The organism is Streptomyces sp. NPDC002701, from assembly GCF_042889045.1.
In the GTDB taxonomy this organism is placed as follows: Bacteria; Actinomycetota; Actinomycetes; order Streptomycetales; family Streptomycetaceae; genus Streptomyces.
In genome coordinates this window covers 298,613-315,019 of the sequence record NZ_JBIAQL010000007.1, presented here as the reverse complement: position 1 = coordinate 315,019, position 16,407 = coordinate 298,613, and the positions used below count along the sequence as shown (strand labels likewise).

Here is a 16,407-nt window from a genome sequence, read left to right as displayed (position 1 = left end):
GGCGCTCCGGCGCCCCGCACTTCACTGTTCATGAACGGACCCGGATCTCCATGCACGTACTGGTACTCGGCGGAACGACGGAAGCCCGGCAGCTGGCCGGGCTGCTGCACGGCACGCCCGGTGTGGACCTGACCAGTTCCCTGGCCGGGCGGGTCGCCGGACCCCGGCTGCCCCCGGGCGAGGTCCGTGTCGGGGGTTTCGGCGGGGCCGAAGGTCTGACGGTGTGGCTGCGCGAGCACGCGGTGGACGTGCTCGTCGACGCCACCCACCCCTTCGCCGGCACGATCAGCCTGCACGCGGCGAGCGCGGCCGCCACCGTCCGCGTACCGCTGCTGGCGTTGCGCCGGCCCGGCTGGACACCGGTCGAGGGGGACGTCTGGCACGAGGCCGGTTCGCTGGAAGAGGCCGCGGAGCTGCTGTCCGGGCTGGGGCGGCGGGTGTTCCTCACGACCGGGCGCATGGGGCTGGCCGCGTTCGCCGGACTGCGCGAGCCGTGGTTCCTCGTCCGGTCCGTCGACGCGCCGGAGCCCCCGCATCCGCCCCGCATGGAAGTCCTGCTCGACCGGGGGCCCTTCGACCTCGACGGGGAGCGTGCGCTGCTGCGCCGCCACCGCATCGACGTCGTCGTGACCAAGGACAGCGGAGGTGCCGCCACCGCGCCGAAGCTGACCGCCGCGCGGGAGGCCGGGCTGCCGGTGGTCATGGTCCGTCGGCCGCCGGTTCCGGCGGGTGTTCCGGTGGTGGAGGATCCCGGATCGGCGGCGCTGTGGGTCGCGCGACGCCTCGGCCGGAGCGCCTTCCCGGACGCGCGCTGACACGCGACGCGGGTTGCCGACACCTGACGCGGGGCTGCCGCACCTGGCGCTGGCTGCCGACATGCGACGTGGGCTGCTGACACCCGACGGAGGCCGCCGGGCGGTTCGGCCAACGCCGGGCTCGGCGTGCCGCCGTGGTCAGCGCCGATCCCTACCGCCTCCCGCTCACTCCGTCTCGTCGGCGATCGCGTTGACCGCGGAGGCGGCGATGGCGCTGCCGCCGCGACGGCCGCGTACGACCAGGTGTTCCAGGCCGAACGGGTTCGCGGCGAGTGCGTCCTTGGACTCGGCGGCGCCGACGAAGCCGACCGGGACGCCGATGACGGCGGCGGGGCGGGGAGCGCCCTCCTCCATCATCTCCAGGAGGCGGAAGAGGGCGGTCGGCGCGTTGCCGATGGCGACCACGGCACCCTCCAGCCGGTCACGCCACAGTTCCAGCGCGGCGGCGCTGCGCGTGGTGCCCAGCTTCGCCGCCAACGCGGGAACGGACGGATCCGGCAGCATGCAGAGCACGTCGTTGCCGGCGGGCAGCCGCTTGCGGGTCACGCCGGACGCCACCATCCGGACGTCGCAGAGGACCGGCGCGCCGTCGCGCAGGGCCGCCCGGGCGCGGGTCACCACGTCCGGTGTGAAGGCGAGGTCGCGTACCAGGTCGACCATCCCGCAGGCGTGGATCATCCGTACGGCGACCTGGCCGACGTCGGCGGGCAGCGCCGTGAGGTCCGCCTCCGCGCGGATGGTGGCGAAGGACTGGCGGTAGATCGCCGCACCGTCCTTCTCGTACGCGTAACTGGACGTGGTCACGGTGTTCTCTTCTCACTGCTCTCGGTCGGTCGTCGCGTGCGGCCGCGGTGTCTCCGGACGGGCGGCACCGCGATGCCGTGCGACCGCTGTGGCCCGGGGCGACGAACGGAGGCCGCCGTCGACATGGCGGCGAGCTTACCGACGTGCCCGCCGGCCGTGCGCCCCGCCCTCCGTGGCTGTCCGCACCTGCCGGACGGGCGGCGACGCCACTCCGACCCGCACACGTTTCCCCACGGCGTACGGCTTCTTGCTGATAGCGTGCAACTGCACATGAGTGGCAATAACTCGGCCGAAGGATGTTGGACATGGCGCTCTACACGCTCCCGGAGCTTCCGTACGACTACGCGGCGCTCGAACCGGTCATCAACCCGCAGATCGTCGAGCTGCACCACGACAAGCACCACGCGGCGTACGTGAAGGGCGCGAACGACACCCTGGAGCAGCTCGCCGAGGCGCGCGAGAAGGAGTCCTGGGGCTCGATCAACGGCCTGGAGAAGAGCCTGGCCTTCCACCTGTCGGGGCACATCCTGCACTCCATCTACTGGCACAACATGACCGGCGACGGCGGTGGCGAGCCCCTGGCCGCGGACGGCGTGGGCGACCTCGCGGACGCGATCACCGAGTCGTTCGGCTCCTTCGCCGGCTTCAAGGCGCAGCTCACCAAGGCGGCCGCGACCACGCAGGGTTCGGGCTGGGGCGTCCTCGCCTACGAGCCGCTCAGCGGCCGGCTGATCGTCGAACAGGTCTACGACCACCAGGGCAACGTCGGCCAGGGCTCGACGCCGATCCTGGTCTTCGACGCCTGGGAACACGCCTTCTACCTCCAGTACAAGAACCAGAAGGTCGACTTCATCGACGCCATGTGGGCCGTCGTCAACTGGCAGGACGTGTCCAGGCGTTACGCCGCGGCCAAGGAGCGCGGCGACAGCCTGCTGCTCGCGCCGTGACGCAGTGACACCGTGACGCCGTGCGGGCGTCCGCACAGATGTCCTGCTCGTGATCGTCTTCTCACCCTTCACGCGCAGGCAGCACAACAGAGGGGATCCCGCGAGGACGTGACTCGCGGGATCCCCTCTGCTTCTCCGCCGCCCGCGCACGGAGGGGGCGGGCCGCCGCCGTCGCCGACCACGGCGGCGGCCCCTGACACCCTCCCAGGGAGGCGCGGATCTCGTCCCGCACCGTCGGCCGGGCATTTCGTGGCATTTCCCGGCGCCGGGTCAGCCCGACGCCACCAGGGCCAGTGCGGCCAGTACGGTGAGGGCGGACACCAGGAGTATCGCCCGCCGGGTCCGCTCCATCCACGCACGCACCGTTCTGGCGTGCTGCTCGGCGCTTCGTCCGCGTACCCGGTCCGCCGGAGCGGGTGCCGCGACGGAACCAGGACCCAGGAGGATGCTGCACCAACGGCAGTCACTCTCGTCGTCCAGCCAGGACGCACCCGGTACCAGCGCGAAGACCACCGAAGGCCCGCCCTCGTCACACGTCGTCATGCCACGTTCAACGAGGGGCCGCGCGACCGGCTACGCCTGTGCAGTCCTTCGTGATGTGGTCGTCACCGGGTCTTGATGTGGTACGACAGCGGCACGTGGCGCCGGCAAACGGCCCTGGCATACCCCTGCCCGGGCACCGGGTTCCGGCGCCCGGCCGGCACGTCGCCGGGCGGTCCTCGTTGCACGGGGGCCGCCCTCACCGCGTACCGTGGGGACATCACGACCGGAGGTCACACACATGTCCGCGCTACCGCACGAGCCGAGCCCCGAGACGTCCTCGGACTACGCGTTCGAGTTCGAGTTCGCCGACGGTCCGCAGACGCTCGCCGAGCTGCGTGCCGCGCTCGAGGCCATCAGCCCCGAGTTGCTGACCGCCTTCGTCGCGCGGCTCGACGCCGCCACGTTCGGCTGGGACCACGACGAGGTCATCGCCAAGGCCCGCCGGACCGTGGCGTTCAAGAAGCGGGCCAGGGAGGCGGCCGCCGAAGCGGCCGCCCAGGACGAGGCGGCCGGGGCACAGCAGGTCGACGACCCGTGGGCGCACCTCGACGTACGGGACAGCACCTCGTGACCCGCTGACCGGCCTCGTGACCCGCTGGGCGCCGAGGCGTCAGGAGTTCGCCCCGCCCATCGCCCGCAGGATCCGCTCCGCGGCGAGCGTGGCCGTCAACTCGCCGTCCCGCACCTGCTGTTCGAGGGCGGGCGCGAGAGCTCGTACGGCCGGATCGGCGTGCAGACGGCCGAGCAGCTCGTCGCGGACCATCGTCCAGGTCCAGTCGACCTGCTGGTCGCGCCGCTTGGCGGCGAGCCGGCCGGTGGAGTCGAGCAGCGTGCGGTGCTGTTCGAGGCGGTCCCAGACGGTGTCCAGGCCGGCCGACTCACGGGCGCTGCAGCTCAGTACGGGCGGTGTCCAGGCCGCGTCCTTGCCGTGCATCAGCCGCAGGGCGCCCGCCAGCTCCCGTGCCGCGGCCCGCGCGTCACGCTCGTGCGGGCCGTCCGCCTTGTTGACGGCGATCACGTCCGCCAGCTCCAGGACGCCCTTCTTGATGCCCTGGAGCTGGTCGCCGGTGCGGGCCAGTGTCAGCAGCAGGAAGGAGTCGACCATGTTCGACACCGCCGTCTCCGACTGGCCGACACCGACCGTCTCCACGAGCACCACGTCGTAGCCCGCGGCCTCCATGACGACGATCGACTCGCGGGTCGCCTTGGCGACGCCGCCGAGGGTGCCGGCCGTGGGGGAGGGGCGGATGAACGCCGCCGGGTCCACGGCCAGGCGCTCCATACGGGTCTTGTCACCCAGGATCGAGCCGCCCGTACGGCTGGAGGACGGGTCCACGGCCAGCACCGCCACCCGGTGACCCAGACCGGTGAGCATCGTGCCGAACGCGTCGATGAACGTCGACTTGCCGACCCCCGGCACACCACTGATCCCGATCCGCCGGGCCTGCCCGCTGTGCGGGAGCAGCTCGGTCAGCAACTCCTGCGCCAGCGAACGGTGTTGCGGACGGGTGGACTCGACGAGAGTGATCGCGCGCGCGATCAGCGCCCGCTTCCCGTCGAGCACACCCTTGACGTAGGTGTCGAGTTCGATCACAGGTCGTGCCCGAGCCCGGTCGAGAGCCGCCGCACGAGGTCGTACGCCGCGTCCGGGATCACCGTCCCCGGCGGGAACACGGCCGCCGCGCCCATCTCCAGCAGGGTCGGCACGTCCTGCGGCGGGATCACCCCGCCGACGACGATCATGATGTCCTCCCGCCCCTCCGCCGCCAGTTCCTCCCGCAGCGCCGGGACGAGGGTGAGGTGTCCGGCGGCCAGCGACGAGACGCCCACGATGTGCACGTCCGCCTCCACGGCCTGCCGGGCCACCTCGCCCGGGGTCTGGAACAGCGGGCCGACGTCGACGTCGAAGCCGAGGTCGGCGAAGGCGGTGGCGATCACCTTCTGGCCGCGGTCGTGGCCGTCCTGGCCCATCTTGGCGACCAGGATGCGCGGCCGGCGGCCCTCGGCCTCCTCGAAGGAGTCCACGAGCGTACGGGTGCGGTCCACGGACGGGGACTCGCCTGCTTCGTTGCGGTACACACCGGCGATCGTACGGATCTGGCCCGCGTGCCGCCCGTACACCTTCTCCAGCGCGTCCGAGATCTCCCCGACGGTGGCTTTGGCGCGCGCCGCGTGCACCGCCAGCTCCAGCAGGTTGCCCTCGCCGCCGGCCGCCCGGGTCAGGGCGGCCAGGGCGTCCTGGCACGCTCCCTCGTCGCGCTCCGCCCGCAGCCGCCGCAGCTTCTCGATCTGCTGGGTGCGTACGGAGGAGTTGTCGACCGTGAGGACGTCGATCTGCTCGTCGGTCTCGACGCGGTACTTGTTGACGCCGATCACCGGCTGGCGGCCGGAGTCGATCCGGGCCTGGGTACGGGCCGCGGCCTCCTCGATGCGCAGCTTGGGGATGCCCGCGTCGATGGCCCTGGCCATGCCGCCCGCCGCCTCGACCTCCTCGATGTGCTGCCAGGCCCGCCGGGCGAGGTCGTACGTGAGCTTCTCGACGTACGCGCTGCCACCCCACGGGTCGATGACCCGGGTGGTGCCCGACTCCTGCTGGATCAGCAGCTGGGTGTTGCGGGCGATGCGCGCCGAGAAGTCGGTGGGCAGGGCGAGCGCCTCGTCGAGGGCGTTGGTGTGCAGCGACTGCGTGTGGCCCTGGGTCGCGGCCATCGCCTCCACGCAGGTGCGCGTCACGTTGTTGAACACGTCCTGCGCGGTCAGCGACCAGCCCGAGGTCTGCGAATGGGTGCGCAGGGACAGGGACTTGACGCTCTGCGGGTCGAACTGCTTCACCAGCTTCGCCCACAGCAGGCGGGCCGCCCGCAGCTTGGCGATCTCCATGAAGAAGTTCATGCCGATCGCCCAGAAGAAGGACAGCCGCGGCGCGAACGCGTCGACGTCCAGGCCGGCTTCGCGACCCGCGCGGATGTACTCGACGCCGTCCGCGAGCGTGTACGCCAGCTCCAGGTCGGCCGTCGCCCCGGCCTCCTGGATGTGGTAGCCCGAGATGGAGATGGAGTTGTAGCGGGGCATCCGCTGCGAGGTGTAGGCGAAGATGTCGGAGATGATCCGCATCGACGGCTTCGGCGGATAGATGTAGGTGTTGCGGACCATGAACTCCTTGAGGATGTCGTTCTGGATGGTCCCGGCCAGCTTCTCCGCCGGCACGCCCTGCTCCTCCGCCGCCACGATGTAGAGCGCGAGGATCGGCAGCACGGCGCCGTTCATCGTCATCGAGACGGTCATCCTGTCGAGCGGGATGCCGTCGAAGAGCTGGCGCATGTCGAGGATCGAGTCGATGGCCACGCCCGCCATGCCGACGTCACCCGTCACCCGCGGGTGGTCGCTGTCGTAGCCGCGGTGGGTGGGCAGGTCGAAGGCGACCGACAGGCCCTTCTGGCCGGCGGCGAGGTTGCGCCGGTAGAAGGCGTTGGACTCCTCGGCCGTGGAGAAGCCCGCGTACTGGCGGATCGTCCAGGGCTGGTTGACGTACATCGTGGGGTAGGGGCCGCGCAGGTACGGCGCGACGCCCGGGTAGGTCCCGAGGAAGTCGAGACCCTCCACGTCACGGCCGGTGTAGAGCGGCTTGACCGCGATGCCCTCCGGGGTCTCCCAGAACGCCTCGTCGCCGCCGGTCGCCGCCTTGACGGCCGTTCGCCAGTCGTCGGCACCGCCGTCGGCGGCCGGGGTCCCCAGCTGGATCCCGGAGAAGTCGGGGATTCCCATCAGGACACTCCCATGCGATCGAGGGTGGTGGTGAGCACGGCGACGGCGTCGCAGCCCGCGAAGACGTACGTGTCGACATCCGTGTACTGCCCGGGACGGCCGGCCAGGAACACATGGCGGGCGCCCGCCGACCTGAGACCCTCGGCGGTGCTCGCGGCCTGCTCTTCGTACAGCGCGTCACTGGAGCACAGGCACACCTCGGTGGCCCCGCTGTCCTCGAAGGACCCTTCGGTGACGGGCTCGATGCCGCCGGCCTGGAAGAGGTTCGCGGCGAACGAGGTCCGGGCGGTGTGAGCGGCGGCGGGGCCGATGGTGGCGAGGTAGACGCGCGGCCGGCTGCCGGTGGCGGCGAGGTGCGCGTCGGAACGCGCCCGCAGCTCCTCGTACGCCTCGTCGCGGCGCACCTTCGGCAGTCCGCCGGACGGCGGCTCGGGAGCGGGCTCGCGCTCCACGATCCGCTCGGTGAGGTTCGGAAACTCGCTGACCCCGGTGATGGGCTCGCGCCGCTTGGCGAGCTTCGCGCTGCGCGCCTCCCAGGTCCTGGCCAGGTCCTGGCCGAGACGGCCCGAGCGCAGGGCGGCGGCCTGGCCGCCGAGGCCCTCGATGTGCTGGAAGAACTCCCAGGCCGCGTGGGCGAGTTCGTCGGTGAGCCGCTCCACGTACCAGGAGCCGCCCGCCGGGTCGATCACCCGTGCCAGGTGCGACTCCTCCATCAGGATCGTCGAGGTGTTGCGGGCGATACGGCGGGCGAAGGCGTCCGGCAGCCCGAGGGCGTGGTCGAAGGGGAGCACGGTCACGGCGTCGGCGCCGCCGACCCCGGCGGCGAGCGTGGCGATGGTCGTGCGCAGCATGTTCACGTACGGATCGCGGCGCGACATCATCACCGGAGAGGTCACGGCGTGCTGCACCTGGGCCCCGGCCGCGGGCGCCCCGCACACCTCGGCGACCCGCGCCCACAGCCGGCGGGCGGCGCGCAGCTTGGCGATGGTCAGGAACTGGTCGGCGGTGGCCGCGTACCGGAACTCCAGCTGCCCGCACGCCTGGTGGACGGAGATGCCGCCCTCGGTCAGGGCCCGCAGGTAGGCGACGCCGGTCGCCAGGGAGGCGCCGAGCTCCTGCGCGGCCGAGCCGCCTGCCTCGTGGTACGGCAGCGCGTCCACGGTCAACGCCCGGAGCCCCGGGTACTCCTCGGCGCACCGCCGGGCGAGCCCGACGGCCGGTGCGAGGGTCTGCTTCTCGCCGGTGCGCGCCTCGTGTCCCAGGGGGTCGGCGCCGAGACCGCCGCGTACGGCGTCCTTCGCGACACCCCGCTCCTCGTACAGCCGCAGCAGTTCCCGCGCGGCGGCCTCCGCGTCGCGTCCCGCGTCGAGGACGACGGGCGCCAGGTCGAGGTGGACACCGTCCAGGGCCTCGGCGAGCGACGACACGGGGAAGCCGCCCTCGCCGAGCACCAGCCAGAGCGAGGTGACGCCGTTCTCCAGGTCCGCGAGCACCGCGGGGCCGTCGGCCGTCGTGTGCCGCTGGCGCACCCCCCAGCCGTCGGCGGTGTTCCCGTCGGGTCGGCCGCCTCGTACGAAGGGCGCGAAGCCGGGGAAGCCGGGATCAGGGGCGTCGTCGTGCGCCGTGTAGAGGGGGCGGGTGGTGAGCCCGTCCTCCAGCGCGGTGGACAGGGCTGCCTCCGCCGTCTCGTCCGAGACCGCCTTCCCCGACTTGCTCAGCACGCCCGCCACCAGGCGTCGCCACTGATCATGTGTCGCGGAAGGGAACTCGGCCGCCAGCGAGAGCCCGTCGTTGGGCAGGACCGTCATGCTCGGATGCTAGGGCAGTTTCCTGGAGTCGCAGCAGAGGCGAGGACTGTGACCTTGACCTCGTGGATTTTGTGAGTTCCGCCTCACCGCTCACGCCTACCCCTACCTGCCCTTATCCGGGTTCCGCGGGCCCTGTTCCGCACGGCGTGCGAAGGGTGCGGGCGGGGGTCGTCCGGTCGCCGTGCCGGTCGTGCGGACGAGACTCGCCGGAGTTGCGCTTGAGCCTTCCGCCGCACCTGGACCCCATCACTTGGACCCCATCACTCCTGTGACCCGGGCCACACGCGCTCGCCGGAACTCGGCCGCCGACCGCTCCGACTACTGAGGCGGTACGGCGCGATCCGAGTGACGCCGTACGACGCGACCTGGAGACGCGGTTGATGGACAAGTCCCGGCAATCCCCCGCACCCGGTGAAGCCGGCGCATCCGGTGCGCTGCTGCGCAGGACGGTGCCCCCGCCGGCCCTCTGCGGCTTCCTGCTGCTGCTCGCCCTGATCTTCACCTGCTCGTACGTCGCCGGGGCCGCCGTCGGACCCGTCGCACCCGCGATGCACGGCACCGGCACTGGCGGCGGCACCGGCACCGGCGGGGACGACGACACGGGGGACATGGGCGGCATGGGTGACATGGGCGAAGGGGGCCATTGATGCGTGTCGAACCCGCCACCGCCCTGGTGACCACCGACCTCACCGTCGGAGGGATGACCTGCGCGGCCTGCGTGAGCCGCGTCGAGAAGAAGCTGGGCAGACTGGAAGGGGTCACGGCGACGGTCAACCTGGCCACCGGGACGGCCCGTGTCACCCACCCGGCGGACATCGGCACCGAGCTGCTCGTGGCGACCGTGGAGAAGGCCGGCTACTCGGCCGCCCCACCCGAACCGCCGGAGAACGAGCAACGGGCGGCCGCGGACGGCGACGCGGCCGAGGACATCCGGCCCGAGCGTGACCGGCTGGTCGTCACCGCCCTCCTCTCGCTGCCCGTACTGGTCCTGTCGATGGCGCCCGCCCTCCAGTTCCGCAACTGGCAGTGGCTCTGCTTCGCCCTCGCCGCGCCCGTCGCCGTGTGGGGCTCCTGGCCCTTCCACGTCCGCGCGGTACGCGGACTGCGGCACTCCACGGCCACCATGGACACCCTGGTGTCACTGGGTGTGCTGGCCTCCTTCGCCTGGTCGGCGTACGCGCTCTTCCTCGGGGGAGCGGGTGACCCCGGCATGCGGATGCCGTTCACACTGGTGCCCTCCGCCTCGGACGGCGTCGCGCACCTCTACCTCGAAGCGGCGGTCGCCGTACCGCTGTTCGTGCTGGCGGGACGCTTCCTGGAGGCGCGGGCCCGCCGCGGAACCGGGGCGGCGCTGCGGTCGCTGGCACACCTCGCCGCCAAGGACGTCGCGGTACGGGAGAACGGCACCGAACGGCGCGTCCCCATCGCTGAGCTGACGGCAGGACAGGTCTTCGCCGTACGGCCGGGCGAGCGGGTCGCCACCGACGGAGAGGTGGTGGAGGGCAGTTCCGCGGTGGATCTGTCACTGGTCACCGGTGAGAGCGACCCGGTCGAGGTCGGACCGGGTTCGGCCGTGGTGGGCGGGGCCGTCAACGCCGGCGGGCTGCTGCTCGTACGGGCCACGGCCGTCGGCGCGGACACCCAGCTCGCCCGCATCACCCGGCTCGTCAGCGACGCGCAGGCCGGCAAGGCGCGCGCCCAGCGACTTGCCGACACGGTGGCCGGGGTGTTCGTGCCCGTCGTCCTGGCGCTGGCCGTGACCACGTTCGGGTTCTGGCTGGGCGCGGGCGCCGACACCCAGGCGGCCGTCACCGCCTGCGTGGCCGTCCTGGTCGTGGCCTGCCCGTGTGCGCTGGGCCTCGCCACCCCGACCGCGCTGATGGCCGCGACAGGCCGGGGAGCCCAACTGGGCGTCCTGGTCACCGGACCGCAGGCCCTGGAGGGGCTGCAACACGTCGACGCCGTCGTCCTGGACAAGACCGGCACGCTCACCTCCGGCCACATGACGGTCGCCGCCGTCACCGCCGTGCCCGACGGACTCGGACGGGACGCGGTGGTGCGGCTGGCCGGAGCCGTCGAGCAGGGCTCGGAACATCCGCTCGGACGCGCCGTCGCCGCGTACGCCCGACGCGAGCAGCCCGGTCAACTCCTGCCCGACGTGGCCGACTTCGAGGCGATGCCGGGACGTGGAGTGCGCGGCCGGGTCGAGGGACACCTCGTCGAGGTGCTCGCCACGGACGACGGGACGCACACCGCGCTCGCGGACGCCCTGACGGCGGCGGAGACCGCCGCCCGCACGCCGGTCACGGTACGGGTGGACGGCAGGGCCGAAGCCCTGATCGAGATCGGCGACGTCGTACGGCCCGGCAGCTACCGGGCCGTCGAACGGCTGCGGCGCCTCGGTGTCCGTCCCGTGCTCGCGACCGGCGACCGCGAGGCGCCCGCCCGCGCCGTCGCCGCCGCCCTGCGCATCGACGAGGTGCACGCCCGCCGTACGCCCGAGGCCAAGGCCGAGCTCGTCCAGGACCTGCGGGAGCGGGGGCTGCGGGTCGCGGTCGTCGGCGACGGGGTGAACGACGCCGCGGCACTGGCCGGCGCCGACCTGGGCATCGCCATGGGCACCGGTACCGACGTGGCCATCGGGGCCGCCGACGTCACGCTGGTGCGCGGCGACATCGAGGCCCTGGCGGACGCGGTCCTGCTGGCCCGCCGCACCCTGCGCACCATCCGCGCCAACCTCGTGTGGGCCTTCGGCTACAACGTCGTCACCGTGCCGCTCGCCATGGTCGGCCTGCTCAACCCGATGCTGGCCGCCGCGGCCATGTCGGCCAGCTCGGTCCTCGTCGTCGCCAACAGCCTGCGCCTGCGCGCCTGGCAGCCCTCGTCCGCGACCCGGAGACGTACCCCATGACCGACCACGCCCTCTGGCGGCCGACGCGCCGCAGGCTCACCGACACCCTCCTCGCGGCGCTCGCACCCGTCGCCGCGTGCACCCTCGCCCTCGGCGGGCTGAGCATGTGGACCGCCCTCGGCAACGCGGGCAGCCCGGCCCGGGTCGCGGTCACCGGCGGCCGGGTGTTCCTGCCCACCGGCGACACCCCGGAGACGGCGGCCTTCTTCCGGATCACCAACAGCGGAGGCTCGGCGGACCGGCTGCTCAAGGTGACGTCCGCCCAGGTCGACGGCGCCACCCGATTCAGCCGCCATCGCATGACGGGCACCGGCTCGGCCTCCGCTCGGACGGTGACCTCGGTCCCGGTCCCGGCCGGGGACAGCATCGCCATGTCCCCGAGCGGCCTCGACGTGATCGTGCCGGCGAACCCGGACTGGCGCGTCGGTGATCTCGTCACGTTCACCCTGCACTTCGAGCGCAGCGGGACCGTGCGGAGCTCCGCGGTGGTGGACCGGCCGGGGCAGGGATGAGGATGGGGAAGTGAGGGGATGAGGCCCGTCATGACCGTCGGGTGGGGTGTGCGCACGGCCCGGGCCGCGGTGTTCGCGGCCGTCTGCGTACTGCTCGCCGCGCTCGGTCATGTGCTGATGTCGGGCTCCGCCGTGCCCTGGTGGACGGTGGCCGGCGGGTACGCCGTCACCGGCGGCGTCGGCTGGTGTCTGGCGGGCCGCGAACGCGGGCTCTCCCTCGTCGTCTCCGTCTCCGTCGTCGCCCAGGGCGCTCTCCACACGGTCTTCGCCCAGGCACACCCCGCCGGCGGGGACACCGGCATGAGCCACGCCCCGTACGCGGGACATGCTGAACACGCGGTGCACGCGGCTCATGGGGCTCATGGGGCTCACGGAGCCCATGCGACGCACATGGAACACCTGGGTCAGCTGCCCCACGATGCGGGTGGTGGCACGTCGTCGGCCGGCATGCTCGCCGCGCATGTGTCGGCCGCGCTGCTGAGCGGTCTGTGGCTGGCCCACGGCGAGCGGGCCGCGTTCCGACTGCTGCGGACCGTCGCGGGATGGCTGACCGTCCCGCTGCGCCCGCCGGCCGCCGTCCGGCCGGCCGCGGCGCGTCGGCCGGGCCGTCGGCCGGTGCGCCGGCGGGCGGAGCGCGCGCCCCGGCTGCGACGTGCCCACATGATCATCTCCCGGGGGCCACCGACCCGGTCCGCTGTCGTCTGAGACAGCCGGCTTCCCGAGCCGTCCCGCGTCCCGCCGTTCCGCGAGCACCGCCACCTCGGTGTCCGGCCCGGGACAGGGCCCGCCTCGGGCAGGGGCGCCACGCCGTACGGCGGACGTCCTCACCCCCTCTTCCACCGTCCCGGGACGTCTGCGCGGGAGCGTCGGAGCGAGTTCACGGCAGAGCGACTTCACCGGTGCTCACGCGGGCTCACACGTGCGCCCGCGTTCCCGCGCGCTGCTCGCTGCCCCCGCCTGCCCGTGCAGCGGGGCAGGCCGGCGCGGGCCGTCCCGGACCATCCGCGAAGGACCCACAGGTGACCACTCCTGTCCTGCCCGCCGCGCACCACGATCCCGCCACCGCCTGGGCGCTGGCCGCCCGCGGCGGCGACCCCGACGCCGTCGAGCGATTCGTACGGGCCCTGCATCCCGATGTCGTCCGCTACATCACCCGTGCCGGCGCCGACCACCAGGCCGCCGACGACCTGGCCCAGGACACGTTCCTGCGGGCGCTGGGCAGCCTGCACCGGTTCGAGGGGCGCTCGTCGGCGCGTACCTGGCTGCTCTCCATCGCGCGCCGCACGGTGGTCGACAGCCTGCGGTACGCCGCCGCCCGGCCCCGGCCCGCCGACACGGACGACTGGACGGCCTCCGCCGACCGGGCCCGGCCGCTCGGACTGCCCGGCTTCGAGGAGGGCGTGGCGCTGCTCGACCTGCTGGACGCCCTGGCCCCGGAGCGCCGCCAGGCGTTCGTCCTCACCCAGCTGGCGGGGCTGCCCTACGAGGAGGCCGCCGAGTTCAGCGGCTGCGCCGTCGGGACGATCCGTTCACGGGTGGCACGGGCCCGCGCGACCCTCGTCCGTCTCCTCGCCGAAGCGGAGGAGGGCACCGTCCGTCAGGCCGGAGCGGAGCGCACCGCCGCGCAACGCCGGGAACTCGAACGGACCGGCGCCCGACTACTGGTTCGACAGCGCGGCCCCTTCCCCTCCCTTCCCGCGCGCGAAGGCGGCCCTGCACCCGTGCACCCGGGAGACGGGTCGGACCGCTGAATCCGGAGAGTCATGTGACACCAGAGATAGAGAGCGCCTTCGCCGCGGTCAGGGCCGAGTTCGGCACGGAGTCGATCGGCCGGGTCGAGCGGATGCTGGAACCGGGCGGACAGGAACGGCACCCGCTGCAGAAGGCGGCCAGATGGATCATGCCGGGGCTGTCTCCCACGCCCTGGCACGATCCGTACGCCTACCCCGAACTGGCGCCCGTCGTCCGCGAGCTGGAGGCCGGCCACGAGGCGATCAAGGAAGAGCTGACCGCCGCGTGGACCGCCCGCCGGGAGGCGTTCTCCGACTACGAGCACTATCTGACACGCCAGGAGAACTGGCAGGCCCTCCACCTCTACCGTGCGGGCGCTCTCGTCGCCGAGTCGGCAGCCATCACTCCGACCGCCTACCGGGTGCTGAAGGACGTCGCCGTCGACACGGAGACGATCTGCCCCCTCCTCGAATGCCATGTCTCCACCCTGTTGCCGGGCGCCGTCATCGCACCCCACTGCGATCTGTGGAACTTCAGCATCAACCTCCATCTCGCCGTGGACATCCCCGACGGGTGCAGCATCACGGTCGCCGGAGAGAGGCGTACGTGGGAGGAGGGCAAGTGCCTGCTCTTCGACTACTCCTTCGAGCACGAGGCGCGCAACGAAGGCGACAGGCCCCGGACGTGTCTGCTCGTCGACCTCTGGCATCCGGAGACGACGGTCCCGGAGCGCCGGGCGCTGGTCGCCCTCGTCACCGGGATCCGCCGGCTCATGGAGGACGGATGAGGCACGGACTCAAGCCGCTCGGACTGCCGTTGCTGGTGCTGGCCTCGGCGCAGCTCGTCATCTCGCTCGACCACAACATCGTGTACGTCGCACTGCCCGCGATCGGTGCCGGACTGGGCTTCTCCGACCACGACCTGCAGTGGGTGGTGAGCGGCTACGTCGTGGCCACGGCCGGTTTCCTGCTGCTGGGCGGCCGGGCCGCGGACCTGCTCGGCCGGCGCCGGACGTTCGTCCTCGCGGCGCTGCTGTACGGCGGGTCGTCCCTGGTCGGCGGTCTGGCCGGCACGCCCGGCGTCCTGATCGCCGTCCGGGCCGTCCAGGGCGTCGGAGGCTCCCTGCTGTTCCCGGCGACGCTGTCCCTGATCAGCACCCTGTACGAAGAGGGACCCGACCGGAACCGTGCCCTGGCGGTCTGGGGGGCCGCGGGGGCGGGCGGGCTCTGTCTCGGCTCCCTCCTCGGCGGGCTCCTGGTGGAGGCGTTCGGCTGGCCGTCGGTGTTCTTCGTCAACGTCCCTGTGGCGGTGGTCCTCGCGGTGGCCGGACGGCTGCTCTTTCCCGCGGACGGACCGCGGGACCGCTCGCGGACGTTCGACGTGGCGGGTGCGCTGACCGCGACGGGCGGCAGCACGCTCCTGGTGTTCGCACTGGTACGGGCGCCCGCCGAGGGCTGGGGCACTCCGACGGTCCTCGTGAGCGCGGCGCTGTCCGTCGGGCTGCTGACGCTCTTCGCCGTGGTGGAGCGGCGGTCCCGTGATCCGCTCCTGCCGGCCCGGCTGCTCGCCCACCGCGGTCTGCTCGCCGCCATGGGGGTGACGGTCCTCTTCGGCGCCACCTTCGGTTCGGTGCCGTACTTCCTGACGCTGTATCTGCAGACCGTGCGGGGATACGGCGCGGCCGCCACCGGGCTCGCGTTCCTCGTGCCCGCCGTGGTGGTCGCCGCCGGTACCCAGGCCGGCGAGCGTGCCGTGTCCGCGTTCGGGGTACGCCGCACGCTGGCCGGCGGTATGACGCTGGGCGCCGCCGGAGCCGCGGCCCTGGCCCTGGCGTTCAGCTCGGGCGGCTCGTATCCGGCGCTGCTGCCGGGGATCGTGCTGCTGGGCCTGGGGCAGGGGGCGGCGTGGACGGGGATGTGGATCGCCGCGTCCGCCGGGGTGGCCCGCGGTGACCAGGGCGTCGCCTCCGGGATGGCGTCCACCACGTTGCAGGTCGGCGGCGCCGTGGGCCTCGCCGTACTGGTCGCGGTCGCCGGCGCCGGTGGGCAGGACGCCACCGGAGCCGGCCTCCTCGACGGCCTCCGTACCGCGGTCCTCACGGCAGCGGCAGGCATCGGCTGCGGCGCACTCGCGCTCTCTGTCCTCCACCGGACGGCCGGGCCCGCGCGGTCGTCCCCCGTCGAGCCAGGAGAACCCCACGTCCCGCACAGCCGCCGGTAGCCCGGCCCCCGCGCCCGCCGTCGCCGAGCGACCCGGCCACCCGACCCATACCCATTCCCGTACCCGTACGTGCACCGGTACGTCCAAGGAGAAACGGACCACGTCATGAGCAGCACCTATGAGCGACTGGTCGAGATCCTGACCAGGCTCCACGACATCCCGGCGGACCGGCTCCGCCCCGCGGCGACCCTCGGCGAACTGGACATCGACTCGCTGACGACGGTCGAGATCAGCATCCGTGTCGAGCGCGACCTGGGCGTGCCCGTCGCGGACGACGAACTCCAGCCCGACCTCACCCTCGCCGAGCTCGCCGACCTGATCGAGAGCCGGCGGGCAGCCGTCTGACCACCA

General features: G+C 72.9%; 15 protein-coding genes and 1 pseudogene. 11 read left to right on the top strand and 5 right to left on the bottom strand.

The features are described 5' to 3' along the window. The first annotated feature begins 50 nt into the window (after window positions 1–50). Window positions 51–815 carry a cobalt-precorrin-6A reductase gene (locus ACFYXC_RS21825; protein ID WP_388906020.1) on the top strand — a complete coding sequence of 255 codons (765 nt, stop codon included), beginning with the start codon at window positions 51–53 and terminating at the stop codon, window positions 813–815. A 165-nt stretch (window positions 816–980) separates the two neighbouring features. Here the strand turns inward: ACFYXC_RS21825 and ACFYXC_RS21820 are convergent, their stop codons facing one another. Then, window positions 981–1,619, bottom strand: coding sequence for a precorrin-8X methylmutase (locus tag ACFYXC_RS21820; RefSeq protein ID WP_388906022.1), 639 nt, complete (start codon window positions 1,617–1,619; stop codon window positions 981–983). Between the two features lie 305 nt (window positions 1,620–1,924). On the opposite strand from ACFYXC_RS21820, the gene ACFYXC_RS21815 reads away from it, so the two are divergent. Further along, window positions 1,925–2,566 carry a superoxide dismutase gene (locus tag ACFYXC_RS21815; RefSeq protein WP_388906024.1) on the top strand — a complete coding sequence of 214 codons (642 nt, stop codon included), beginning with the start codon at window positions 1,925–1,927 and terminating at the stop codon, window positions 2,564–2,566. Between the two features lie 270 nt (window positions 2,567–2,836). Here the strand turns inward: ACFYXC_RS21815 and ACFYXC_RS21810 are convergent, their stop codons facing one another. Beyond that, window positions 2,837–3,109 (bottom strand): hypothetical protein, encoded by a 273-nt coding sequence (locus tag ACFYXC_RS21810; RefSeq protein WP_389553703.1) that lies wholly within the window; start codon window positions 3,107–3,109, stop codon window positions 2,837–2,839. A 238-nt stretch (window positions 3,110–3,347) separates the two neighbouring features. Here ACFYXC_RS21810 and ACFYXC_RS21805 point away from each other — a divergent pair, with 238 nt between their 5' ends. Beyond that, window positions 3,348–3,680, top strand: coding sequence for a hypothetical protein (locus ACFYXC_RS21805; RefSeq protein WP_388906028.1), 333 nt, complete (start codon window positions 3,348–3,350; stop codon window positions 3,678–3,680). A 39-nt stretch (window positions 3,681–3,719) separates the two neighbouring features. Here the strand turns inward: ACFYXC_RS21805 and meaB are convergent, their stop codons facing one another. Genes meaB through ACFYXC_RS21790 form a run of 3 tightly spaced genes read right to left on the bottom strand, consistent with a single transcriptional unit; the run spans window position 3,720 to window position 8,682 of the window. Beyond that, entirely contained in the window at window positions 3,720–4,703 is a 984-nt protein-coding gene (meaB, locus tag ACFYXC_RS21800) for a methylmalonyl Co-A mutase-associated GTPase MeaB (RefSeq protein ID WP_388906030.1), read from the bottom strand. Next, entirely contained in the window at window positions 4,700–6,874 is a 2,175-nt protein-coding gene (scpA, locus tag ACFYXC_RS21795; protein ID WP_389553702.1) for a methylmalonyl-CoA mutase, read from the bottom strand. Before scpA ends, meaB begins: the two co-directional genes overlap by 4 nt. Next, window positions 6,874–8,682: a methylmalonyl-CoA mutase family protein gene (locus ACFYXC_RS21790; RefSeq protein WP_388906034.1), complete on the bottom strand. Its 1,809-nt coding sequence runs from the start codon at window positions 8,680–8,682 to the stop codon at window positions 6,874–6,876. The genes scpA and ACFYXC_RS21790 overlap by 1 nt, the downstream gene beginning before the upstream one ends. 380 nt (window positions 8,683–9,062) lie before the next feature. Between ACFYXC_RS21790 and ACFYXC_RS21785 the strand changes: the two genes are divergently transcribed. From ACFYXC_RS21785 to ACFYXC_RS21750, 8 genes and pseudogenes are all read left to right on the top strand, one after another. After that, on the top strand, window positions 9,063–9,329 hold the full coding sequence (locus ACFYXC_RS21785; RefSeq protein WP_389553701.1) for a hypothetical protein: 267 nt from the start codon (window positions 9,063–9,065) through the stop codon (window positions 9,327–9,329). Then, window positions 9,329–11,593 (top strand): heavy metal translocating P-type ATPase, encoded by a 2,265-nt coding sequence (locus ACFYXC_RS21780; protein WP_389553700.1) that lies wholly within the window; start codon window positions 9,329–9,331, stop codon window positions 11,591–11,593. The genes ACFYXC_RS21785 and ACFYXC_RS21780 overlap by 1 nt, the downstream gene beginning before the upstream one ends. After that, window positions 11,590–12,105, top strand: coding sequence for a copper chaperone PCu(A)C (locus ACFYXC_RS21775; protein WP_389553699.1), 516 nt, complete (start codon window positions 11,590–11,592; stop codon window positions 12,103–12,105). Before ACFYXC_RS21780 ends, ACFYXC_RS21775 begins: the two co-directional genes overlap by 4 nt. A gap of 30 nt (window positions 12,106–12,135) precedes the next feature. Then, window positions 12,136–12,810, top strand: coding sequence for a hypothetical protein (locus tag ACFYXC_RS21770; RefSeq protein ID WP_389553698.1), 675 nt, complete (start codon window positions 12,136–12,138; stop codon window positions 12,808–12,810). Between the two features lie 314 nt (window positions 12,811–13,124). Next, window positions 13,125–13,712 (top strand): annotated as a pseudogene (locus ACFYXC_RS21765) (sigma-70 family RNA polymerase sigma factor); the annotation flags it as partial. A 158-nt stretch (window positions 13,713–13,870) separates the two neighbouring features. Further along, window positions 13,871–14,623, top strand: coding sequence for an aspartyl/asparaginyl beta-hydroxylase domain-containing protein (locus ACFYXC_RS21760; protein WP_389553697.1), 753 nt, complete (start codon window positions 13,871–13,873; stop codon window positions 14,621–14,623). Further along, entirely contained in the window at window positions 14,620–16,056 is a 1,437-nt protein-coding gene (locus ACFYXC_RS21755; RefSeq protein WP_389553696.1) for an MFS transporter, read from the top strand. The genes ACFYXC_RS21760 and ACFYXC_RS21755 overlap by 4 nt, the downstream gene beginning before the upstream one ends. 105 nt (window positions 16,057–16,161) lie before the next feature. Next, window positions 16,162–16,401 (top strand): acyl carrier protein, encoded by a 240-nt coding sequence (locus tag ACFYXC_RS21750; protein WP_388906049.1) that lies wholly within the window; start codon window positions 16,162–16,164, stop codon window positions 16,399–16,401. The last annotated feature ends 6 nt before the right edge of the window (window positions 16,402–16,407 follow it).